This is a genomic window from Luteibacter sp. 22Crub2.1 (assembly GCF_900167995.1).
In the GTDB taxonomy this organism is placed as follows: domain Bacteria; phylum Pseudomonadota; class Gammaproteobacteria; order Xanthomonadales; family Rhodanobacteraceae; genus Luteibacter; species Luteibacter mycovicinus.
Map to the genome: position 1 here is coordinate 25,669 of NZ_FUYT01000024.1, position 19,538 is coordinate 45,206.

17 protein-coding genes are annotated in these 19,538 nt (G+C 66.2%); 14 read left to right on the plus strand and 3 right to left on the minus strand.

Going from position 1 to position 19,538, the window contains the following annotated elements:
- Positions 1 to 7: 7 nt before the first annotated feature.
- Positions 8 to 490 carry a YajQ family cyclic di-GMP-binding protein gene (locus tag B5X73_RS19585; protein ID WP_043694515.1) on the minus strand — a complete coding sequence of 161 codons (483 nt, stop codon included), beginning with the start codon at positions 488 to 490 and terminating at the stop codon, positions 8 to 10.
- 81 nt (positions 491 to 571) lie between these two features.
- Between B5X73_RS19585 and B5X73_RS19590 the strand changes: the two genes are divergently transcribed.
- The 4 genes from B5X73_RS19590 to B5X73_RS19605 all read left to right on the plus strand — a co-directional run bounded on the left by B5X73_RS19590 (position 572) and on the right by B5X73_RS19605 (position 3,942).
- Positions 572 to 1,747 carry a BaiN/RdsA family NAD(P)/FAD-dependent oxidoreductase gene (locus B5X73_RS19590; RefSeq protein ID WP_079522982.1) on the plus strand — a complete coding sequence of 392 codons (1,176 nt, stop codon included), beginning with the start codon at positions 572 to 574 and terminating at the stop codon, positions 1,745 to 1,747.
- Between the two features lie 12 nt (positions 1,748 to 1,759).
- Positions 1,760 to 2,641 (plus strand): NAD(P)-dependent oxidoreductase, encoded by an 882-nt coding sequence (locus tag B5X73_RS19595; RefSeq protein WP_079522983.1) that lies wholly within the window; start codon positions 1,760 to 1,762, stop codon positions 2,639 to 2,641.
- A 99-nt stretch (positions 2,642 to 2,740) separates the two neighbouring features.
- Entirely contained in the window at positions 2,741 to 3,022 is a 282-nt protein-coding gene (locus B5X73_RS19600) for a hypothetical protein (RefSeq protein WP_036112584.1), read from the plus strand.
- Between the two features lie 62 nt (positions 3,023 to 3,084).
- A complete protein-coding gene (locus tag B5X73_RS19605) occupies positions 3,085 to 3,942 on the plus strand; it encodes a dimethylarginine dimethylaminohydrolase family protein (RefSeq protein WP_139382858.1) in 858 nt (285 codons plus the stop codon).
- Between the two features lie 365 nt (positions 3,943 to 4,307).
- On the opposite strand, the gene B5X73_RS19610 is transcribed toward B5X73_RS19605, so the two are convergent.
- Positions 4,308 to 4,760, minus strand: a complete 453-nt coding sequence (locus B5X73_RS19610; RefSeq protein WP_079522985.1) for a YaiI/YqxD family protein — start codon at positions 4,758 to 4,760, stop codon at positions 4,308 to 4,310.
- Between the two features lie 2 nt (positions 4,761 to 4,762).
- A complete protein-coding gene (locus B5X73_RS19615; protein ID WP_079522994.1) occupies positions 4,763 to 5,638 on the minus strand; it encodes a PhzF family phenazine biosynthesis protein in 876 nt (291 codons plus the stop codon).
- A gap of 114 nt (positions 5,639 to 5,752) precedes the next feature.
- Here B5X73_RS19615 and B5X73_RS19620 point away from each other — a divergent pair, with 114 nt between their 5' ends.
- From B5X73_RS19620 to B5X73_RS19665, 10 genes are all read left to right on the plus strand, one after another.
- Entirely contained in the window at positions 5,753 to 6,355 is a 603-nt protein-coding gene (locus B5X73_RS19620) for a rhomboid family intramembrane serine protease (protein ID WP_043694507.1), read from the plus strand.
- A 172-nt stretch (positions 6,356 to 6,527) separates the two neighbouring features.
- Positions 6,528 to 7,661, plus strand: coding sequence for a histone H1-like repetitive region-containing protein (locus B5X73_RS21545; protein WP_079522986.1), 1,134 nt, complete (start codon positions 6,528 to 6,530; stop codon positions 7,659 to 7,661).
- A 109-nt stretch (positions 7,662 to 7,770) separates the two neighbouring features.
- Entirely contained in the window at positions 7,771 to 8,439 is a 669-nt protein-coding gene (locus tag B5X73_RS20810; protein ID WP_139382859.1) for a hypothetical protein, read from the plus strand.
- A 76-nt stretch (positions 8,440 to 8,515) separates the two neighbouring features.
- A complete protein-coding gene (locus B5X73_RS19635; RefSeq protein WP_139382860.1) occupies positions 8,516 to 10,828 on the plus strand; it encodes a DNA internalization-related competence protein ComEC/Rec2 in 2,313 nt (770 codons plus the stop codon).
- Positions 10,829 to 10,913: 85 nt separating this feature from the next.
- Positions 10,914 to 14,276 (plus strand): GH92 family glycosyl hydrolase, encoded by a 3,363-nt coding sequence (locus B5X73_RS19640; RefSeq protein WP_079522987.1) that lies wholly within the window; start codon positions 10,914 to 10,916, stop codon positions 14,274 to 14,276.
- A gap of 243 nt (positions 14,277 to 14,519) precedes the next feature.
- A complete protein-coding gene (locus tag B5X73_RS19645) occupies positions 14,520 to 15,179 on the plus strand; it encodes a MotA/TolQ/ExbB proton channel family protein (RefSeq protein ID WP_139382861.1) in 660 nt (219 codons plus the stop codon).
- Positions 15,180 to 15,182: 3 nt separating this feature from the next.
- Positions 15,183 to 15,611 carry an ExbD/TolR family protein gene (locus B5X73_RS19650; protein WP_036112599.1) on the plus strand — a complete coding sequence of 143 codons (429 nt, stop codon included), beginning with the start codon at positions 15,183 to 15,185 and terminating at the stop codon, positions 15,609 to 15,611.
- Entirely contained in the window at positions 15,608 to 17,383 is a 1,776-nt protein-coding gene (gene msbA, locus B5X73_RS19655; protein WP_079522988.1) for a lipid A export permease/ATP-binding protein MsbA, read from the plus strand. The genes B5X73_RS19650 and msbA overlap by 4 nt, the downstream gene beginning before the upstream one ends.
- 2 nt (positions 17,384 to 17,385) lie before the next feature.
- Complete coding sequence (lpxK, locus tag B5X73_RS19660) at positions 17,386 to 18,369, plus strand: tetraacyldisaccharide 4'-kinase (protein WP_079522989.1); 984 nt, start codon at positions 17,386 to 17,388, stop codon at positions 18,367 to 18,369.
- A gap of 25 nt (positions 18,370 to 18,394) precedes the next feature.
- A complete protein-coding gene (locus B5X73_RS19665; RefSeq protein WP_079522990.1) occupies positions 18,395 to 19,327 on the plus strand; it encodes a lysozyme inhibitor LprI family protein in 933 nt (310 codons plus the stop codon).
- Positions 19,328 to 19,538: the final 211 nt, after the last annotated feature.

Here is a 19,538-nt window from a genome sequence, read left to right on the forward strand (position 1 = left end):
CGTCACCTCAATCGCGGAAATTCTCGAACTGCAGCGGAATTTCCACGTCCGCCTTGCGCAGCAGCGCCATCGCCGTCTGCAGGTCGTCACGCTTCTTGCCAGTGACGCGGATCTTCTCGCCGTTGATCTGCGCCTCGACCTTCAGCTTTGCTTCCTTGATCTTCGCGATGATCTTCTTCGCGACCGGCTGCTCGATCCCCTGCTTGATGGTGACCTTCTGCCGGCCCTCGGCCAGGTTGGTCTCGACCTTGCCGACGTCCATCGAGCGCACGTCGATCTGCCGTGCGGAGAGGCGCGCGCGCAGGATGTCCATGATCTGGCCGACCTGAAATTCGTTGTCGGCGCGCAGGGTCAGGACGTTCTCTTCCTGCTCGATCTTCGCCGAGGTGCCCTTCAGATCGAAGCGCGTGGTGACCTCGCGGTTGGCCTGGTCGATGGCGTTGACGAGCTCGTGTTTGTCGACTTCCGAGACGATGTCGAAGGAGGGCATGGTGGGGTCCTTGTCTAAGGTGGCGATGACCAAGTTTACGCGACGGCGGTACTATGTGCGTTTGCACCACGGAAACCACGCATGGAATACGACGTACTCGTCATCGGGGCAGGCGCGGCGGGCCTGATGACGGCCATCGTCGCGGGCGGCCGTGGGCGGCGCGTGCTGGTGGTCGACCATGCGAACCGGGCAGGCAAGAAGATCCTGATGTCCGGCGGCGGCCGCTGCAACTTTACGAATACCGCCACCACGCCGGCCAACTTTCTCTCGGCCAACCCGCATTTCTGCAAGTCCGCGCTGGCGCGTTACACGCCCTGGGATTTCATCGCCATGGTCGACCGCCACAGGATCGCCTGGCACGAGAAGTCGCCGGGCCAGCTGTTCTGTGACGAATCGTCCAAGCTGATCGTGCGCATGCTGCTGGACGAATGCGCCGCGGCGGGCGTGCGTGTCGAGACGAACTGCGGCGTATCGCGGCTGCGTGCGACCGACGGTGGCTTCGCCTGCGAGACCCCGCTGGGCCATGTGCGCGCCGCGTCGCTGGTGATCGCCACGGGCGGGCTGTCGATTCCCAGCCTCGGGGCCACCGGCTTCGGCTACGAGGTGGCGAAGCAGTTCGGTCATGCCGTGCTGCCGCTGCGCGCCGGTCTCGTGCCGCTGACGCTCAGCGGCAAGCACCAGGAACGCTTCGACGGGCTGGCTGGCGTGGCGCTTCCCGTCGAAGCGACGGTTGGCGATACCTCGTTCCGTGACGCCTTGCTCATCACCCATCGCGGCGTCAGTGGCCCGGCGATCCTGCAGATCTCCTCGTACTGGCAGCCCGGTGCCGACCTGCGGGTCAACCTGCTGCCGGACACGGATGCCGCCGAGGCCTTGCGCCAGGGCCAGGCCGAGCGTCCTGCCGCCGAGCTCAAGACGGTACTCTCGTCGCTGCTGCCGCGCCGTCTGGCCGAGCGCCTTTGCGAGATCTGGCTGCCCAATAAGCCGATGCGTCAATACCGCGCCGCCGAGCTCAACGATATCGGCGCACAATTGGCCGACTGGCCCATCGTCGCCAGCGGCACCGAGGGTTACCGGACCGCCGAAGTCACCCTTGGCGGTGTCGATACCGATGAGGTGTCTTCTTCCACCATGATGTCGAAAAGACATCCGGGCCTGTATTTCGTCGGGGAGGTTCTCGACGTGACCGGCCATCTCGGCGGCTACAACTTTCAATGGGCCTGGGCCTGCGGACATGCCGCCGGCCTGGCCGTCTGACAGGAGCACGACATGCGTATCGGTTTTCTCGGCCTCGGCGCCATGGGCGCGGCCATGGCCTCCAACCTCATCAAGGGCGGCCACGACGTCACCGTCTGGAACCGTTCGGCCGATGCCGCGAAGCCGTTGGCGGAGCAGGGCGCCAGGGTCGCCACCACCCCGGCCGAAGCCGCCGCGGGCGCCGAGGTCATTCACGGCATGCTGGCCAACGACGCTGCCGTGCGCCAGGTGCTGATCGACGGCGGCGTGCTCGACGCCCTGCCCAGGGGGGCGGTCCACGTGAATCACGCGACGATCTCCGTCGCGCTGGCGCGTGAGCTGGTCGAAGCGCACGAGACGCGCGGCCTGGGCTTCGTCGCCGCGCCCGTGTTCGGGCGTCCCGAGGTGGCTGCCGCCGGCGCGCTCAACATCGTCGTCGCCGGCAAGCCGGATGCCGTCGCCACGGTGCAACCGCTGCTGGATCTGCTTGCCGGCAAGATCTGGCCGATGGGCGACGACCCGATCCGCTCGGTCATCGTCAAGATCGGCGGCAACTTCATGATCGGCGCCGCCATCGAAAGCATGGCCGAGGCCACGGCGCTCACCCGTGCTCACGGCGTCTCGGCCGCCGACTTCCTCGACGTCATGTCGAATTCGCTGTTCGCCGCGCCGGTGTTCAAGAATTACGGTGGCCAGATCGCGAAGAACACCTATGAGCCGGCGGGTTTCAAGCTCAGTCTGGGCTTCAAGGACGTGGGTCTGGCCCGTTCGGCGGCCGACGCCGAGCGCGTGCCGATGCCGCTGGCCAGCCTCTTGCACGATACGCTGCTGGAATCGCTGGCACAGGGCGACGGCGACATCGACTGGGCAGGCATGGCCCGCGTGGCGGCGGCCCGCGCCCACCTCAAGGACTGAACCGTCAGAGCCGATTTACGCAAGTCTTCACAATCTCCAGCCCGGCGGGTCCGCAACAATGGGGTCCGCACGCTGTTGTGCTGTCTTGGGAACGAAGTCATGTCGGCAACCTGGAAGACGGTTTACGAGGGAGAACACGAAGGCCGCTCGGTCACGATCAAGGAATCCAACGACCACACCTTCAAGGTACTGACGAAGCAGAACTTCCACGACGAAGGCATCGCCTACCAGGAGGGCGACCGCTACGTTCACGTCTCGCCGGCCAGCGTCGGCGAGCAGGTCGAGAGCGAGGTGAACTCGCGCGACTCGCTCGAAGAGGCATTGAAGGAACTGCATTTCTCGTCGGAATCGGTCAAGGCGATCCTTGGCAAAATGCACTGACGGATCGGTAGCCGTTTCTGCCATGATGGGGGTTCGTTACCCCATACAGGCGTGTCCCGTCCATGGCAGAAACGATGTCCCCGGCGATCGAGCGTACGGTTCCGCGCGTGCTGATGTGCGCTCCGACATTCTTCGAGGTCAGCTACGTCATCAATCCATGGATGACCGACCACGTCCATGACACCACCAGCGAGCGCTCGCGCCGCCAGTGGGACGCCCTGCGCGACACCGTGTCACGCCATGCCGACGTAGCGCTCCAGCCTGCGGCTGAAGGGCTCCCGGACATGTGCTTCGCGGCCAATGCGGGCCTCGTTTTCGGCAACACTTTTGTACCGAGCCGTTTCCGCTACGCCGAACGACAGGGCGAGGAAGCGCATGCGCGGGCGTGGTTCTCACGTCACGGATTCGACATCGTCGATATCGCTGAAGACGTCTTCTTCGAAGGGGCGGGTGATGCGTTGTTCGACCGCGGCGTGTCGCGTCGTTTGTGGATGGGGCATGGCCATCGGTCCGATCCCGCGGCGGCATCCGAACTGGCGACGCGTCTGGATATCGAAGTCATTCCGCTGAAGCTTGCGGATCCGCGTTTCTATCACCTCGACACGTGTTTCTGTCCGCTGGTCGACGGCTACACGTTGTATTTTCCCGGCGCGTTCGACGCGGCCTCGCTGGCGTCGATCGAGAAGCACATCGCGCCGCATCTGCGAATTCCGGTGAGCGAGCACGATGCGCTGGATTTCGCCTGCAATGCGGTGAACCTCGGCAAGGTCGTGATCCTCAATCGTGCGGGACCGGATCTGCGGTCGCGGCTGGAGGGCGCCGGGTTCATGCTTATCGAGGTGGCGCTTGACGAGTTCATGAAGTCGGGTGGTGCGGCGAAGTGCCTGACGTTGCGGCTGGATGAGGTGACTGGGGTTTAAGGGCTCGGCGTTGGGGCAGGGAGCCGTCGGCTGCCGTTCCTGTCGCTAAGTCCTCCTACGGCCTTCGCCTTCGTGCGGAAGCGCTCCAGGAACGGCAGCCGACGACTCCCCTCCGGCGCTGCCGCAGGTTGTTTGGCGAGCTGAGCCGAGCCGAGCGTAAGTTGCACGCCGGGCATCCCCGCAACGCCACCGTATGCTGGCATGTCGGTGCTCTGCGCTGGACGCGCTCCGACCGGCGGCGTCACGGGCTGGAGGGTGCCGTTGGGTGTCGTTCCCGGAGCGCTTCCGCACGAAGGCGAAGGCCGTAGGAGGACTTAGCGACGGGAATGGCACCCAACGGCACCCTTGCCACAACACAAAGCTCCTCAGCTCTTTTTACGCCGAGCCAACCATTTATCGAGCTCATTCGCGAAGTTCTGCCGATCGCGTGGATGCATCGCAGCGGGCCCGCCGGTGTCGACGCCCGATCCGCGGAGCTCTTCCATGAAGTTACGCATCGAGAGGCGCGCCGCGATCGTGTCCTTCGTGTACATCTCGCCGCGCGGATGCAGCGCCAGTGCGCCTTTCTCGATCGCGAAAGCCGCCAGCGGAATGTCCTGCGTCACCACGAGGTCGCCCGGATGCACGCGGCGGACGATCTCGTCGTCGGCGACGTCGAAGCCGCCCGGGACCTGGATCGACTTGATGAACCGGGAGGCCGGCGTGCGGATCCACTGGTTGGCGACCAGGGTGACCTCGACCTGCTCGCGCTCGGCGGCACGGAACAGGATGTCCTTGATGACGTTGGGGCAGGCGTCGGCGTCGACCCAGATGTTCACGGTCAGACGTCCGTCCAGTCCACGTGGCCGTCGATGATGGTGTTGGTGCGGCCACCGACCCACACGGCCTCGCCGTCGATGCGGATGATGATGCGTGCGTCGTGGCCGACTTCGCGACCCTGGCTGACGATGTAGCCCTTGGCCAGCTGACCGGTCCGGTCGCGCTCGGCGACGTAGGCGGCGATCAGGCCGTTGGCGGCGCCCGATGCGGGGTCTTCGACGATGCCGACGCCGGCGGGAAACGCGCGCACGGCCAGGCCCTCGGCCGAGCGTGCGAACACGCACAGGCCGAGCGTATCGGTGGCCAGGGCGAGGCCGCGGATGGCGGCGTGGTCGGGGCGCCAGCTTCGCAGCGCGGCTTCGTCGGCGAATTCAGCGACCCACCAGCGACGGCCACCTTCGACACAGGCCGGAGGCAGTGCGCCGAGCTGCACGCCGTAGAGAACGGCGGACAGGGTCTCGCCGCCGTGCGACGCGTCACCGACGATGCGTGCCTTCGGCGACTGCACGAAGAGTTCACGCGAGGGACCTTCGCCTTCGACGCGGATCGGCAGCACGCCGGCGCCGCATTCCTGCCAGATGACGCCGGCGGCATCGGGTTTTACCAGGCCGGCATCGAGCGCGGCATGCGCGCTGCCGATCGTCGGGTGGCCGGCGAAGGGAATCTCCTTGGTCGGCGTGAAGATGCGCGCACGATAATCCGCACCGGCGGCGCGCGCGGGCATCAGAAACGTGGTTTCGACCAGATTGGTCCAGTGGGCGAAGCGCTGCATGCGCGCGTCCGACCAGCCGTCGGCTTCGACGACGACACCGAGCGGATTACCGCCGCCGTGACGGGCGGCGAAGACGTCGAGCTGCTTGTAACGGGTCGAAGGCATCGGTGGGACCGGATCGATGGGGGAGGGCGCCATGATAGCCGCATCATTCGACATCGGGCCCCGCAAGCGCGAAGATGCGCGCTGGTTCGACCCCTGAAGGACACTGTTCCAGGCATGATTACGCTGATCATCATCCTCGTGACCTGCGTGGTCTCGATCGTCGCATTCCGCAACCAGCGCCTGCTGGACGACCTCATCCTCTGGCCGCCGGCCCTGTCGCGAAGCCGTGAGTACTACCGGCTGGTTACCTATGGCCTGGTCCACGCGGACATGGGCCACCTGTTCTTCAACATGTTCTCGCTGTACTTCGTCGGTCGCAGCATGGAGCAGCTGTTCACGCAGGAGATGGGGCCGCTGGGCTTCGTCACCTTCTACATCGGTGCGCTGGTCTTCTCGATCCTGCCGTCATACATGGCCAACCGTCGCAACGCGGGCTATCGCAGCCTGGGGGCGTCGGGTGCGGTGTCCGCCATCCTCTTCGCGTTCATCCTGGTCCAGCCCTGGGCACGCATCATCGTGTTCATCGTGCCGATGCCGGCGATCCTCTATGCCGTTCTTTTCGTGGTCTATTCGATCTACATGGACAAGCGCGGCGGTGACAACGTCAACCACAGCGCGCACCTGTGGGGCGCGGCTTATGGCGTCATCTTTACGATCGCACTGGAGCCGCGCGTGCTGCCGTATTTCCTGCAGACGCTGATGAATCCGCGGTTCTGATCACCCCGAACCTGAATTCTTTCCGACGGATTTGTGTGACTTCGGGCGACGGCTGATACATGATGAGGTTGTCCGCGACGAAGACCTATCACTTTTGAGTCGTCCGGCATGCACGCGGGTTTCCCCCGGTGGGGTGGTTCGCGTCGGCTACTACCGCAGGAGGAATGAACGCATGGCTACGACCCGCAAGTCCGCCGCGAAGAAGTCCGCGGCAAAGAAGACGGCTACGAAGAAGACCGCCGTCCGGAAGGCTGGCGTCTCCGCCGCCGCGAAGAAGACGGCCCGTAAGAGTGCCGCACGTCCGGCAGCGAAGAAGACGGTCGCTAAGAAGACTGCCGCTAAGAAGACGGTAGCGAAAAAAACGGCGGCGAAGAAGGGCGCGGTCAGGAAAACCGCCGTCAAGAAGTCGGCCGTCAGGAAGTCGGTGGCGAAGAAGGCGGCTGTGAAGAAGGCGGCCGTAAAGAAATCGCCGGCGAAGAAAGCGCCGACCCGCAAGGTCGCTGCGAAGAAAGCCGTCAGCAAAACCGCTGCGCGTACGGTCGCAGGCAAGAAAGCCGCCGTGAAGAAGGTCGCGAGCCGGCCGTCGACGCGCAAGTCGGCGGTGAAGAAGGTGCCCGCCCGCAAGGTCGTTGCCGCGAAGAAGGTCGCGACGAAGTCGCCCGCCCGTCGTGTCGTCGCCAGCAAGAGTCCGGCGAAGAAGGCGGCGGTAAAGAAGGCCGCGAGCAAGTCGGTCGTACGGAAGGCACCGGCGAAGAAAGCGTCGGTCCCGACGACATCGGCTACGGCGGCACCCGCGTCCAGGAAGTCCGCGCCGCGTTCGTCCGCTGCGCACCCCGTCGAGCACAAGCCCGTCCAGCGGGCACCGGAAACCAGGGCCGCACGTCAGGCGTCCCCGTTAGTGGCGAAGCCGAAGGCGACACCGACATCGGCGCCAGCGCCAGCGCCAACGCCTAAGCCCACGTCGGGCGCCAGCCCGACGCCCGTCGCGAAGGCCGCACCCAGGCCGCGTCCGAAACCCGTTCCGGCACCCGCTCCCGCGCCTTCACCCGCCGCTGAGCCTTCGGCCGACGAACCGGTTCAGCACATCAGCCAGGAAGAAGCGGTCGCGCATATCCAGGCGTTGCTCGATGCCAAGCGCGAACGCGACCGTCAGCCACCGACATGGCCCACGGGCGACAACGGCAACGGTACGCCGGCCGTGCAGCCAGGCAATGAGCCCAACCCCGCTCCGAAGTCGCCATCGGCGGAAGCGACTCACGCCAACGCGGCGCACGAGCGCGGCGATCAGCAGAAAGACAAGGGCTGACATGCAGCCTGAATGAAAGGGAAGGGCCGCCATGTGCGGCCTTTCTCGTTTTAGCGGCCATTCAATCGCGCGAGCGCAGTGTCCAAAGCGCCATCTGCCGAGGTTCCCCATGCGTACCGCGCGCGTCTTGCTGTTGACCCTGGCCGTCTGCCTTCCGCTCACCGGGTGCTACTACGACCCGGGCTACGGCTATGTCCGTAATGGCTCCGGCGGCGATGCCTACTACGGTGAAGAGACCACGACGACGGTCGTCGATCCCGGCTACGGCTACTACGACAATGGCTATGGCTACGGTCCGGGTTGCTGCTATTCGGGCGTCACGGTTGGGGCGGTGTGGTACGACTATGGCGGTCGTCGGTATTACCGCGGTCGCGATGGGTATTACTTCGACCGCGACGGGCATCGCGGCCCGCCTCCGGGTCGCGGCGATCGGCGACCGCCTCCCGGCGGCTGGCATGGTGGCGATGACGATCACCGGCCGCCCGGAGGCTGGCAAGGCGGCAATCGTCCCGGCGGCTGGCAAGGTGGCCGTCCCGGTGGCGATCGCCCCGGCGGCTGGCAAGGTGGCCGTCCCGGTGGCGACCGGCCTGGCGGCTGGCAGGGCCAGCGTCCGCCGCAGAACGGGGATGCCGGAGGCGGTAACCGTCCGCCGCCGCCCGGCGGCTGGCACGGCGGTGACCGTCCTGCCGGCGGCAACCCCAATGCGCACCCTCCCGGGCAGCGCATGCGCGACGACAACGGCCCGCGTATCGATCGCCGCGGCAATCGCGATCGGTAAACGCCGACATCGCAACGCGGACCACCCTGAGGTCATCGCCACCTACGCTGCAGGCTCTCCGAGTCGATGACCAACGGTGTTTCGCGTCCCTGCTGTCTCCCTCATTACCGTGGCGGTCGCCGCGCTGCTCGGTTGCACGTGGGTGCAAGCGGCGCGGTCGCTTCCTCCGTGGCCGGTATGTGCGCTCACGGCGTGCGTATCGCTCTGCGCGGCGCTGCGTGCGCGACGACGCCCGGCCTTATGCCATGTCGCCCTCGTGTCGGCCTTCGCGGCATGGGCGGCGCTGCACGGCGTGCGAGCGTTCGAGGCAAGGCTGCCGCGTGAGCGCGAAGGCGACGATGTCACACTCGTCGGACATGTCATCGAGCTACCCCGCCGCATCGACGCCGACACCAGCTTCGTGTTCGTTCCTGACGACGCCACCGGCAACGACGCGGCCTTGCGGGGCAAACTTCGCCTCACGTGGTACCGGGCCGAGGCAGCGCCGCGCGCCTGCGAGCGATGGCGACTCACCGTACGTCTGCGTCGTCCGCGCGGTTCGCTCAATCCCGGGGGCAACGATGCGGAGCGCGGCGCGCTGCAGCGGGGTGTGGTGGCGACGGGCTACGTGCGCCCCTCGGCAGGCAACGAACGACTGGCGACAGGCACGTGCGTCGACGGCTGGCGATCCGCGATCGCGGATGCGCTGGACCGGCAGCTCGGCCCGCAGGGTTCCCGTGTCGTCAAGGCACTCACCGTCGGCGACACGCGAGGTCTCGACGCGTCGGACTGGGACGTCGCGCGCGCGACGGGCGTCTCCCACCTCATCGCCATTTCCGGCTTCCATGTGGGGGTCGCCGCGGGCGGTGGTCTGCTGTTGGTCCGCCTGCTTTATGCGCTGTTGCCGTGGCTGGCGCTGCGCGTGCCACGGCCCATCGCACAGTCGGTCGCAGGCCTTGCCGTTGCGGGTATCTACGGCCTGCTGGCGGGGATGGGGCTGCCGACCACGCGCACACTGTTGATGATCGCGGTGGTGGGTGTCGCGGCATGTCGTCGTCAGCGGACCCATGGCCTGACGATGCTTGCCCTCGCGTTGCTGGTGGTGCTGATCGTGGCGCCGCTGTCCGTCCTGTCGGCGGGCTTCTGGATGTCGTTCGCGGGCGTCGGCTTCCTGATGGTCTGTGTCGCGCCGCGCGCACAAGGCTGGTGGGGCTGGGTCGGCGAGCTGTTGCGCGCGCAAGCCGCGATGAGTCTCATCCTGCTGCCGATGTCGCTGTGGTGGTTCGGCAGCGCCTCGCTGGCCGGCTTCATCGCCAACCTGGTGGCCGCGCCGCTCGTGAGCTTCGTCGTCGTGCCGATGTGCCTCGTCGGCTGCGCGCTGCTGGCGTGGCCGGTGCTGGCAGGCCCCTTGCTCGACGGCGCGGTGTGGTTGCTGGAGTCACTGTGGCAAGGGCTGGCCGTGATGGCGCAGTGGCCTGCCGCACGTCTGGGCGTCGCCGAAGCGGGGCTGTTGCCAGTCCTGCTGGCGACGTTCGGCGCGGCGTGGCTGTTCGTTCCCCGGGGTGTCCCGTTGCGCGGTTATGGTGCCTTGCTCTGCCTTCCGCTGTTGCTGCCTCCGCGAGACGAACCGGCGCACGGCGCGTTTCGCGCATGGGTGCTCGATGTGGGGCAGGGCCTGGCCGTGCTGGTGCGCACACGCTCGCATACGCTGGTCTACGACGCGGGCCCGGCATGGGTGGGAGGGCGGGACGCCGGTAGCGGCGTGGTGCTTCCCGCCGTTACGGCACTGGGTCTGTCGCCGGTGAACCGATTGGTCATCAGCCATGGCGATCGCGACCATGCCGGCGGCGCGGCATCCATCGCCGCGCGCTATCCGTCCGCGGAGCGCCTGTCCGGCGAGCGTCGCCGGCTGTCGTTCGAGGCGGAGCCCTGTACCCCCGATCGATCCTGGTCGTGGGACGGTGTGGACTTCCGCTTCCTCGTCGTGCCGCGCGAGCGCAGCGGCAAGACGCCGGGTAACGACCGTTCCTGCGTCCTGTCCATCGAAGGGGAAGGGGGCCGGTTGTTACTCACCGGGGACATCAGCGATCGTGCCGAGCGACGCATGGATCCGGCGTCGCTCGCCGTGGACGTCCCGACCGTCACCACGGTGGCGCATCACGGCAGCCGTCATGGCTCGAGCGACGCGTGGCTGGCCGCGGTGGCTCCGGTCCTCGGCGTGGCTTCGGCCGGCTATCGCAACCGCTTCCACCATCCGCATCCCGCGGTCGTGCAGCGTTACCGGGCGGCCGGTGGCGACGTGGTCGTGACCGCGGATACCGGTGCCGTTCGCATCGATTTTCCGGTCCGGAACGGTCCCCGGCGGGTCCGCGAGTGGCGCCGCCCGAAGGATCGCTACTGGCGCGAGTGACCGGCGTTGTGTTGCAGCGCGGTTTGACATTCCAAATTTAGAACGATTTAAATGGGGATTCCGCACTCAAGGGGATAGACGCGTGATGCGATCGAAGCAGGGTTGGGGCAGGACGGCATTCGTCCTGGCGATGGCGGCTATGGTGGTACCCGTAGGGGCCCTCGCGGCCAATCAGCGCTTCGACAGCTCATTCGAGCCGGGTGATCCCGCGCTGGCGAACAAGGCGCCGGGCGGTCTCGACGTCAGCCTGGTCGGCGGCCCGCCCGCCGAAGCCGTCCTTACGGCCAAAGCCAATGTCGGCTTCACCGGTACGCACTCACTGCGCTACGCCGGCAACTCCACGGGCGCGCCCAACACGGCGAAGCTGTTCGACACCGATATCCGCGTCGGCGAAGGCACCACGCTGTCCTGGCTGGTCTTCCCGCGCTCGAACAAGGACGACCTCGCCAATCCGGCCAACTACGTCGCCGTGGACCTCGTCTTCGACGATGGCTCCCGCCTGTCGACCACGGGAGCGCGTGACCAGCACCTTATCGCCGCCACGGCGAAGGCGCAGGGCGACGGCCGCGTGCTCTATCCCGACCAGTGGAACTACGTCAGCGTGGATCTGGGCGCGGTCGCCAAAGGCCGTCGTGTCCGCTCCATCGAGCTGGTCGCCGACGCGCCGCCGGGCGAAGCCTTCGAAGGCTTCATCGACGACGTGCGCATCGGCACGGCAACGCCTGTATCGAGCACGCACCCCACGGACTACGTGGACACACGCCGCGGCTCCAACGCCAATGCCAACTTCTCGCGCGGCAACAACTTCCCTGCCGTGGCGACGCCGCACGGCTTCAACTTCTGGACGCCGGTGACCAACGCCGGTTCCAACTGGCTCTACCAGTACCAGGAGCGTAACGGCGACGACAATCGCCCGCGCATCGAGGCATTCGCGCTGTCGCATGAGCCTAGCCCGTGGATGGGTGAGCGGCAGACCTTTCAGGTCATGCCCGCACAGGCGGAGTCGGGCGCACCTGCGCTGAAGCGCGAAGCGCGTGCGCTGGCGTTCGGCCACGATGCCGAGGTGGCGCATCCGGACTATTACCGCGTGCGTTTCGACAACGGCGTGACCACCGAAATCACGCCGACCGACCATGCGGCGATGTTCCGCTTCACCTTCACGGGCAAGCGTTCGCAGCTCATTTTCGACAACCTCAACGACAAGGCCGAAGTCACCCTGGATCCGGGTCATCGCGCGATTCAGGGCTGGTCGGACGTCAGGAGCGGCCTGTCGACCGGTGCCACGCGTCTGTTCTTCTATGCCGAGTTCGACCGCGATGTGTCTGAGAGCGGCCGCCTGACCGGCGAGAAGCGCGACGCCGCCTCGGCATGGTTCGGCTTCGACACCGCGAAGAAGGGCAATCGCACGGTCAACATGCGCATCGCCACGTCGCTGATCTCGGTCGATCAGGCCAGGGCCAATCTCGGTCAGGAAATCGCGAGCGCCGATACCTTCGACAGCGTGCGCGAACGCGCGCGCAAGGCCTGGGACGACCGCCTCGACATGATCAAGGTCGAAGGGGCATCGCCCGACGAGCGCACGATCCTCTATTCGAGCCTGTACCGTCTGTTTCTGTACCCGAACCAGGCCTATGAAAACACCGGCACGAAGGACAGGCCGGTGTGGCGCTACGCCAGCCCGTTCTCCGCGCCGGCCGGTCCGAACACGCCGACGCAGACCGGCGCACGCGTGGTCGAGGGCCAGCCCTACGTCAATAACGGCTTCTGGGATACGTATCGCACGGCGTGGCCGGCTTACGTCCTGTTTACGCCGACCGAAGCGGGCAAGATGATCGACGGTTTCGTGCAGCAGTACCGCGACGCCGGCTGGATCGCGCGCTGGTCCTCGCCCGGTTACGCCGATCTGATGGTGGGTACCAGTTCGGACGTGGCCTTCGCCGATGCATGGCTCAAGGGCGTGCGTAACTTCGACGTGTCGGCGTTCTATCAGTCGGCGATCCGCAACGCCTCGACGGTCAGCGACGTGAAGGGCACGGGCCGCAAGGGCATCGAGCGGTCGCTGTTCAACGGCTACACCGACGACAAGGTGCACGAAGGCCTGTCGTGGTCGATGGACGGCTATATCAACGACTTCGCGATCGGCAACCTCGCCGCCGCGCTGTCGAAGGACCCGGCCGCCGCCGGTGGCTACAAGGCCTACGCGGACGATGCCGCCTGGTACCGCTCGCGTGCGGTCGGCTACGCCAACCTGTTCGATCCTGCCGTCGGCTTTTTCGTCGCGCGCGACCCGGCTGGCAAGTGGCGCTGGACCGACAAGGACTTCAGCCCGATCCGCTGGGGCGGCGACTACACCGAGACCAACGCCTGGAACATGGCGTTCCACGCACCGCAGGACGGCGCCGGCCTGGCCGCGCTTTATGGCGGTCGCGAAGCGCTGGCCGCCAAACTCGACCAGTTCTTCAGCGCGCCGGGCAAGTTCGACGTGGGCGACTACGGCGACGTGATCCACGAAATGCTCGAGGCGCGCGATGTCCGCATGGGCCAGTACGGCCATTCCAATCAGCCCTCCCACCACATCATCTGGATGTACGACGAGGCCGGCCAGCCGTGGAAGACGCAGGACAAGCTGCGTGACGCCGTGTCGCGCCTGTATGTCGGCAGCGAGATCGGTCAGGGCTACCCGGGTGATGAGGACAACGGCGAGATGTCGGCGTGGTGGCTGTTCGGCGCCGCCGGTTTCTACCCGCTGCGCATGGGCACGCCCGAATACGTCATCGGCGCGCCGCACTTCCCGCACATGACCATCCGCCTCGAAAACGGCGCGAGCGTCGACATCCGTGCGCCGGGCGTCAGCGACACCAATCGCTATGTGCAGTCGCTCAAGGTGAACGGGCAGGTGTGGGACAAGGTCACCTTGCCGCATGAGCTGCTGGCCAAGGGCGCCACGCTGGACTTCGAGATGGGTCCGGCGCCGTCGAGGTGGGGTACGGGTGAGGACGCGTTGCCTGCGTCGATCACGGCGGAGGGCGCGAAGCCCGCGCCGCTGGTTGACCTGACCGCCGACGGCGGCAAGGCGTTCGGTTCGGTTAAAGCCGACGAGCTGGCCAGGCTGTTCGACAACACCTCGGACACCACGGCTCACCTCGATGCCAAGGGCGCGGCGCTCGGCTGGCACTTCGCCAAACCGGTCACCGTGGAGATGCTGACCCTGACCTCCAGCGCGAAACCGGCCGATCCGTCGGGCTGGGTGCTGGAGGGCTCCAGCGACGGCAAGCACTACACGCCGGTCGATGAGCGCAAGGGTGAGACCTGGCCGTGGCGTCGGCAGACGCGCGCGTTCGCCGTGGCGACGCCGAAGGCGTATGCCTGGTACCGCCTGCGTCTGGTGGCGGCTGACCCGGCAGCGGGTGTGGATATCAGCGAAGTGGAGTTCCTCGGCCACCGCTGAGAGCTTCACTCTGGCGGGGCCTGTGGACATTGCCTGCCCTGGTAGGAGCCAGCCCGGCTGGCGATTCATGCTTGCCTCGGTTCTTCGTGGAGACTGAGGCAAGATCCTTTCGCCAGCAGGGCTGGCTCCTACCAGAGCCGGCCTCTGGAGCTGGCCGTTCGCCGTAGTGTTAAGAGCGCCTCAGTCCCTTTCCCGGGCCCTGCTATGATGCGCATCTGACTCAAAAGTACCTCCGGGGTTCACGTGCTCGAGATCCTTCTCGCTGGCGGCTGGGCATTGCTGCCGATCCTGATCTGCTCGCTGGTCGCCATGGCGATCGTGTTCGAACGCTTCTGGGCGCTGCGTCGCGCGGCCGTACTGCCGCCGGGGCTGGGTGAAGAGGTGCGGCAGTGGGCCCGCTCGGCACAGCTGGACGCGGCGCACCTTGCCGCGCTGGAGAAGGGGTCGCCGCTGGGCGAGCTGTTCGCTGGCGCGCTGGCCGTGCGCGACCGTCCGCGTGAGATCATCAAGGAGCGCATCGAGGACAGCGGCCGTCACGTGGTCCACCGCATGGAGCGCTACCTCAATACGCTCGGCACCATCGCCCTGATCGGTCCGCTGCTCGGCCTGCTGGGCACGGTCATCGGCCTGATCCGCATGTTCATGGGCGTGATGGCCGGCGGTATCGGCGATCCGACCAGGATGGCCGGCGGTATCGGCGAAGCCCTGATCTGCACGGCCTTCGGCCTGATCGTCTCGATCCCGGCCTACGTGCTGCACCGTTATTTCCGCTCCAGGGTAAGCGGCTACGTCGTTCAGATGGAAAAAGAGGCGACCGCGCTGCTCGACGACCTGTCGGCCCCACGTTCCGCCGCGCCGCGTCGTCGCACCGCCGCGGAAGCTGCCGCGCCGCAGGCTGGCTGATCCATGCGCATCGGTTCCCGCCGTGAGGACGACTTCGAGATCAACGTGATCTCGCTGATCGACGTCCTGCTCACCCTGCTGATGTTCTTCGTGCTCAGCACCACCTTCGTCCAGCATTCGCGCCTCAAGGTCAACCTGCCCAAGGCGGACAGCGAGGCGCGCGAAGGCACCGACAACGCGCTCAACGTGGTCATCGACCGCGACGGCCATTACTCCGTCGGCAGCGACGAAGTCATGGGCGAGGGCATCGAGCCGCTCAAGACCGCCATCCAGCGCGTCGCGGGCGACGATCGCAATCGCCTCGTGGTGATCCGCGCCGATGCCATGACTCCCCACCAGAATGTCGTGCGCGCCATGGATGCGCTGGGCCAGGTCGGTTTTACGCGCCTGTCCATCGCCACGACCCCGTCCGAGGCGGCTTCGGCCCAGTGAGTACTCCACGCGTTTCGGTCTGGGATGTCCGCACCTGGCAGACGTACAAGCGTCTGCTCAGCTACACGAGACGGTTCCGCACCGCCGGCATCATCGCCATCATCGGGATGGTCATCGACCCGGCCTGCCTCTCGCTGTTCACCAACCTGCTGCAGCCGCTGATCGACAACCTGTTCATCGCACGCGATCCGCACACGATCTTCTGGATGCCCATCTGGATCATCTGCATCTTCGCGGTGCGTGGCGTGGCCTCGTACTGCACCGACTACGGCATCGCCTTCGTCGGTCGCAACGTGGTCCAGGCGATCCGCATCGAAGTGTTCGCGGCGTATCTGCGCCTGCCGTCGACGTTCTTCGCCAGGGAGCCGTCGGGCCAGCAGATCTCCCGCATCACCTACACCAGCGAGCAGGTCGCGGCGGCATCGTCGGATTCGCTCAAGGTCGCGGTGACGGAAGGCCTCACGGTCGTCGGCCTGCTTGCTGTCATGCTCTATCAGAGCGCGTATCTCGCGATGGCGTTGCTCGTACTGGTGCCTTGCGTGGTGGTCATCGTCACGGTGATCAGCCGCCGCTACCGCAAGATCAGCAAGCGCATCCAGGGCAATATGGGCACCGTGACCAGCGCCGTCGAAGAAGCGGTCGCGGCCAATCGCGAAGTGCGCATCTACGGTGGCCAGGCGCGCGAGGGCGACCGCTTCGGCGCGATCGCCGACCGCCAGCGCCGGCTCAATCTCAAGGTGTCCGCCACCAGCGCAGCCTCCAGCGCGACCATCCAGACCGTCGGCGCCATGGCGCTGGCGACACTGGTGTTCCTGGGCACGCGCCCCGGCGTCATCGAGACGATCACCCCGGGCGTGTTCACCGCCGTGCTGACCGCGATGGGCGGCATGCTGCCGTCGCTGAAGCGACTGGCCGGCATCCAGTCGAACCTGCAGAAGGGCGTGAGCGCGGCGGAAGACCTGTTCGCGATCATCGACGAGCCGCCGGAAGTCGACCATGGCACCGAGAACCTGGTCCGTACCAGGGGTGACATCCGTTTCGAAGGCGTCAAGCTGGTCTACGAGCGCAACGACCATATCGCGCTGCGCGGCGTCGACCTGGTCTGCGCCCCCGGCACGGTCACCGCCCTGGTCGGTCGTTCCGGTAGCGGCAAGTCCAGCCTCGTCAGTCTGCTGCCGCGTTTCTACGAGCCGACCGAAGGCAACATCCTGATCGACGGCCGCGACTATGCGCAGTACACGCTGGCCTCGTTGCGCCGACAGATCGCCTGGGTCGGCCAGCACGTGGTGCTGTTCGACGACACCGTCGCCGCCAACATCGCCTACGGCGAGATGGCCGGTGCCGCCGAGGCGGACATCATCGCCGCCGCGAAGGCCGCCAACGCGATGGAGTTCATCGAGCGCCTGCCCGAAGGCCTCAATACGCAGATCGGCCAGGGCGGCAACTCGCTCTCCGGTGGTCAGCGCCAGCGCATCGCGATCGCCCGTGCCATCCTGAAGAACGCGCCGATCCTCGTCCTCGACGAAGCGACCAGCGCGCTCGACACCGAATCCGAGCGCCTGATTCAGGACGCGCTGACCCGCCTCATGCGCGACCGCACCACGCTGGTGATCGCGCACCGCCTGTCCACCATCGAACACGCCGATCAGATCGCCGTGATGGAGCAGGGCAGGATCATCGAACTCGGCACGCACCGCGAGCTGCTCGACAAGCAGGGCCAGTACGCCGCCCTGCATCGCATGCAGTTCCACGAGCAGGTCTCCGAGGGCTGACCGTGGCCCTCGGAGCGTCGTTACAGAGGCGTTGGTACGGGGGCGGGAAGCCGCCCTTGTGGACGCTGCCTCTTGAAGCGTTGTACCGCTCCGTTGTCGCTCGTCGCGCGGAACGTTTTCGACGTGACGCATCGAGCGTTGTGAAGCTGTCCGTGCCGGTCGTCGTGGTGGGCAATATCACCATCGGCGGTACCGGAAAGACACCGCTGATCGTCGCGCTGGCCAGAGCGATGGCCGAGCGCGGGTTCGAGCCCGGCATCGTGAGCCGCGGGTACGGTGGGTCCGAGCGTGGCCCGTACCTGCTCACCGGCAGCGACGATCCCTCGAAGGTCGGCGACGAGCCCACCCTGATCCGCCAGAGCGGCTTTCCTGTCGCCATCGGTCGCGAGCGTCCCGAAGCCGCGCAACTCCTGATCGATGCGGGTTGCGATCTGATCCTCGCCGACGATGGCCTGCAGCATCACCGCCTCGGTCGCGACGTGGAAATCTGCGTCATCGACGGCGAGCGTCGCCTAGGCAATGGCCACCTGCTGCCCGCCGGGCCATTGCGCGAACCGGCCAGTCGCCTCGCACAAGTCGACTTCATCGTCGTCAACGGCCACACCGGTCAGCCGAACGAAATCGTCATGACGCTGGAAGGCGGCATCGCGATCAACATGGCCGACCCCTCGCGCACGGCACCGCTCGCTGACTTCGCGGGCCGACCTGCGCATGCGGTCGCGGGGATCGGCAATCCGTCGCGGTTCTTTGCCAGCCTCACGGCGCAGGGCATCGCTGTCGACGGCCACCCGTTCGCCGATCACCATGCGTTTACCCGCGACGACTTTACGTTCGCCGATGGGTGTCCCGTGTTGATGACGGACAAGGATGCGGTGAAATGTCGTTCGTTTGCGCGCGAGAACTGGTGGCGCGTCCCGGTGAGTGCGTCGTTGCCGCCGTCGTTTTATGACGAAGTCGCGGCGTGCGTCGCACGTAAGCGATCATAGATAAGGTTTTCTGACTGGAGTTCGCATGAAGCATGGAACAGCTTGGGTCGTCGGCGTATGCGGGCTTCTTTTTTCGCTCCAGTCAGTCGCGGGCGCCGCTTCCTTCATCGGCATCCGTCCGGGATATGCGGCCTGTCTTGACGCTACCGAGGGTCCTGACCTCGATTGGATCGGCTGCTCGCGTAATGAATTCGGATTCCAGGATGTGCGCTTGAATGCGGCTTACCGGACACTCCTGAGCAAACTCCCGGTCGAACAGCGATCTGAGCTGAGGGCAAGTGAGCGGGCATGGATTTCTGCGCGCGATGGCGTTTGTGCCAATAGCAAAGAGGACGGGCAAGGCAAGCCGTTGACGGCGAATGATTGCGCCGTCGTATTCACTGCGCGCCGTGCCTCCGCTCTTGAGGTCGCCCTGACGTCTGGAAACATAGATCGGCTTATCGCCACTGACGATCCGTCCTGGCGTGGCGAATATGGCGCATTCGCGCCGCCAGGCGGGTCCGTATACGCGTATCAACCGGGATTTTTATCGGACTCTTCGACGCCGGGCGCGGTTTTAGTGACGACCGCAAGTTCAGATTCGAAGTCCGATCGCTCGGTGGAGCTGTTCGTTCCCGACGGCGAGGGTCGGTTGCGAAAAGCCGTGAGTAATTCACGGCTTGTTCCTTGCGCAGGATGTGGTGGGCTGCACGGTGATGACCCGCTAGCCTACGTATGGCTGGCGCAAGGTCGACTGCTGGTCGTGACGAGTGGGGGCGGCCGTGAGCGATGGTCGAATACCTATGCATTCAAGTACTCAGATCCAGCGAAGGCCTGGATCTTGTCCAGCGCGCTATTTGGCGAGAAAGACACGGTGACAGGTCAGGAGAAGCGCCGCCTTCTCACGTCCAGGGACTTTGGCGTTGTGAGGTTCGAGGACGCGGATCCAGCGCAACTTTCAGAGTTCAGCAAGCTTTGATGAGTTCATCGTCGGAAGCGAGCCAATAAGGCGCAAGCACCTTCAACCGCTACAGATGCCCAGGGGGCTCGGCTAGCGGCCCAGTGATGGAGCGAACCGCCGCTCGACCCCACATCGCCTTACCGTCCGAAAGAGTCGGCGGGTGCCACTCTCGCGTCCGGTAGCCGCAGGCGAGGGCTCCGACTGGAAGAGGCCGCGAGAGCGGGGCCGG